We start from the raw sequence: 3,810 nt of genomic DNA, 5'->3' as shown, positions 1-3,810 counted from the left end.
AAAATCAATATTCAAAATCCTGAGCCAATTCTGACCAATTAAACTTTTTAATATTCTTTACCAATTCAGAAATACTAAGATTTTTAATATCGTCACCAAACCAAACTATATCTAATGCTGAAAAATCATTTGTTTTATCGATTGGTTTCGATGTCAAGGTAGCAGAAAAAATAAAGGGTTTTAGTTGTTCTTCTGAAATAAAAGCATCTTCAAGTATTAATAAAAAATTTGAATCTTTGTGATTGTCTTTAATACTTTGAATTATGATATTGTTTAATTCTTTGTCAGGTTTACCCAATAAAAGACCATCATAAGTGAAAGTCATTTCAAATCTTTCAATGGTGACTATTTTACCACTTTTTAGTTTAACCTCTCGTAAATTCATGCTTTATCTTAATAAAAACAATAGAACCGTATTAAATTCTTTTTTTTTCAACCTATAGTATATTATCCATTTGGTATCTTAAAAAGAATAAAATCCAAATTTAACATAAAAGATTAGATAAGGTTCTTTCAAAAGAGGTAATTTTAAAAAGAATTTTTGTTTTAATAAATTAACTTTTCAATGGCAATATATTGTGAATTTATAAACTTAATAATCCCAATATCAAAAATTGAATCAGTTTATACAGGTGGATTTACAAAATATAAAGAAGATAACGCTGTAGGTTTCAATATTGGTGTTTTATGGCATGATGATTATTTATTTCGAGATGGCGCAATGAATTTATCATCTTTGAATTCTCGGATTAAAAAATGGGAAAGTTTAGGATTAAAAGGTTTCTCTAATGTAAATGGTGAACAAAAATGGATTGATTTTTGCGTTTTTGAAGGCATTTTCGATGGAGATAATATAAATTGTGATTGGTTATTGTATGATTCAAAAACTAGATGTGCATACATGAAAGATAAGCCATTTGGTAAAATTGCATTTAGAGAAAAATAAAATTATATGATGTACGATGAACAAGACTATTTAAATGCGTTGACTAAAATTAATGCAATTGATTATGATGAAGAAAAGTGGCTTATTGATAATTTTGAACTTTTCAAATCAACATTAAATTGGCCAGATGGTTTACTCCGATAAATAGAACAAATCTAATTGAAGGAACTTTCATAAAAAAGTTTAACTCGATTTATTCTAATTTATTGAATGAATATAGTCATGATTTAAAAAATAAAAAACTTTTGATTTATAAGTATTTTAAATATAAATTTGAAAAGCTTATAAAATTAAACGAAATAAAAACACTCTAAACTTTCGCCAATCTTTATAATAATAGATAATACTAGTTCGAAAGTTTCGCATATAAACGAGCTACCAGCCATTATAAATACGACACAGCTAAAAACGAAAAACAGAAAATATGAATTATACAGACAGGATATTTCCAACAAATAAAGGACTAACAACTTACCTTGACGAGTTGATAGCGAAGAATTATCAAATCCCAACATTTCAACGTGACGTAGTTTGGGAACAAGTAAACGTAAAAAAACTTTGGGACAGCATTTACAAGTTTTATCCTTTGGGCAGTATCTTGATTTGGAAAACAGATTTAAAACTTCAAAATCACAGACAAATCGGTGGACACCAAATAACAGACACAAACTTCAGTCGGACAGAATATCAATACATACTTGACGGACAACAAAGAACGACTTCTCTATTGACATCTTTATATGGTGGTAACATTGAAGGACGCCCTGGATTCAACCCATTGCTTTATGTTGACCTTACTGTTCCCATAGACAGCGACACAGATGATGAAAGCTACCGTAACCGATTTTTGTTCTGGACAGAAATTGACGACCGCAACGGAGAAATTAGACCGAACATTGGTAAGAAGAAAAGATTTGATGAAGGATTGATTGTGAAATTGATTGACATAAAAAACAACTTCACAACTGTTCAAACAAGCGTATTTAACAGCGATACTGTTAACAAGGATTTTAACCACCCAATTTTAGAAGAACTATCTAAAATTAAAGGTGTTCTTGATAATTATCGGATTTCATTTATAGAAGTTAAAGGCATTCAAGTTTCAGAAGTTTGCCAAATCTTTGAAAGGATAAATCAAGCAGGTAAACCACTTAACATTTTCGATATTGTAGTTGCTAAGACATTCAAACCTTCAATAAAACAGACAGCAACCACGCCAGCCGACAATGGATTTTATCTTCGTGACTTGATTGATGACTTTAGAAGTCACAATAACAGCGAGTTTTTAAAAATTAGCGACCTTGACTATCTGCAAATTTTAGCAGTAATTATCAATCACAATGTTCCTAATAGCGGAGTAAGAAACATTACAGACCGTTATCTAAATGAGATAAAAACCGAACACATTTTGGAAGTTTGGGAAGAAACAAAAAAAGCAATGCTTAAAACATTTGACTTTTTTGAAAATCACTTGCATATAAAAACACCTTACCTAATTCCTTTCCGCTATTTCTATTTCACAATTACCGCATACTTTTATAAAAATAGTTCGCCTGACTATGGCTTACTTAAACAGTATTTCTGGTTTAACAGCTTTCACAATGACGACTTGTTAAGTAACACAACTCAATTAGGTCAACACATTGAGTTCTTGAATAAAGGAAAAGCTAACAAGCCAGTTGTGTTTGACAGGTTCTTAATTGACAAGCAAAAACTTCGCACTGCAACTTACAGCTCAAAAGGTAGAATGAGTAGAGCAGTTTTGGCTTTATATTCAAGTGCTCAACCAAAAGATTGGGAACATTGCAACAGAGAAGTATTAGTTCAAAACTTTTTCTTCTCGACAGACAAACCAAACTTGCACCACATTTTTCCGACTAACTCAGAGTATGTGCTGAATAATCAATACAAAAACAAAATTACAAGTGACAGTTTGATGAACATTGCTTATCTAACCCAAATAACAAACCTTGACATTACAAACAGAAATCCGCTTGAGTATATGAAGGACTATGACAAGCCTGAATTTGAAGTAATAATGCCTTCTCACTTACTTTCAAGCGAAATTTTAGATTGGGCAAGAAATGGAACATTGCCTGACAATGCAATTGACCAATTTATCGAAAGTCGGGTAAACAACATTTTGACTGACTTAAAAACAAAATTAAACGGTGTGACATTTGACGAAATGGACACAATGGAAATTAAAGAATCTTTAACGACAGAACAAGAATAACGTCAGGTAATCGAGTTGGCTACCCTGCAAGAAACTAGCAGGGAGAGCCTCTCACACCTGTGAGCCTAAGGTCAATTAATGGCTTGTGTAAATATATTATGATATTATTTAAGCAATTTCAATAATTACATCAAGATATAATTGAATATAAATATATTATATAAAGTACACCCTTCCTCCCTGTATAATAGGTTACCGCCCTTCCTCCCCATGTCCAAATTTCAAGGTCAAAGCCCATACCATGATAATGCCTTCAAAATTTTTTGCGTAAAATTTTCACCAAAATATTTTAAGCTCATTTCACGTTCTATTGATATTATAAAATAAAACAACCATGGATATACAAAAGTACATAAATAGCCAAACAAAAGTCATGCTCCCAATTACAAGTTCTGGTATTGGTTTATCAAAAGAGCAACCAGTTATAATTACCTCAGAAGCCAAGCATAATTTTATTAGAGTTCAAAAACAATATATTAGTATTATTCTTAATTCAGAAAATTGGGATAAAATGGAGCAATCATTAATTTATGAAGGTGATAAAAAAATTGACAAGATAACAATTCATCAATACTTTAATGATGGGGTTGTTATTGAAAGAGTTTTTTGGTTTGATATTACTGCGTGT

General features: G+C 30.7%; 5 protein-coding genes. 4 read left to right on the top strand and 1 reads right to left on the bottom strand.

The features are described from left to right. Positions 1-4 precede the first annotated feature (4 nt). Positions 5-385, bottom strand: coding sequence for a hypothetical protein (locus Q0075_RS08730; protein ID WP_297869189.1), 381 nt, complete (start codon positions 383-385; stop codon positions 5-7). Positions 386-565: 180 nt separating this feature from the next. On the opposite strand from Q0075_RS08730, the gene Q0075_RS08725 reads away from it, so the two are divergent. From Q0075_RS08725 to Q0075_RS08710, 4 genes are all read left to right on the top strand, one after another. Beyond that, a complete protein-coding gene (locus Q0075_RS08725) occupies positions 566-946 on the top strand; it encodes a hypothetical protein (protein ID WP_297869188.1) in 381 nt (126 codons plus the stop codon). A gap of 6 nt (positions 947-952) precedes the next feature. Next, the gene (locus Q0075_RS08720) at positions 953-1,090 is read left to right on the top strand and encodes a hypothetical protein (RefSeq protein ID WP_297869187.1); all 138 of its coding nucleotides are present in this window, start codon (positions 953-955) and stop codon (positions 1,088-1,090) included. A 280-nt stretch (positions 1,091-1,370) separates the two neighbouring features. Next, positions 1,371-3,182 (top strand): DUF262 domain-containing protein, encoded by a 1,812-nt coding sequence (locus tag Q0075_RS08715; protein WP_297869186.1) that lies wholly within the window; start codon positions 1,371-1,373, stop codon positions 3,180-3,182. A gap of 334 nt (positions 3,183-3,516) precedes the next feature. Next, a partial coding sequence (locus Q0075_RS08710) for a hypothetical protein (protein ID WP_297869185.1) occupies positions 3,517-3,810 on the top strand: 294 nt, incomplete at its 3' end.

The sequence above is a fragment of the uncultured Flavobacterium sp. genome (assembly GCF_937967675.1).
Lineage (GTDB): Bacteria > Bacteroidota > Bacteroidia > Flavobacteriales > Flavobacteriaceae > Flavobacterium.
This window is presented reverse-complemented; position numbering and strand designations above follow the sequence as displayed.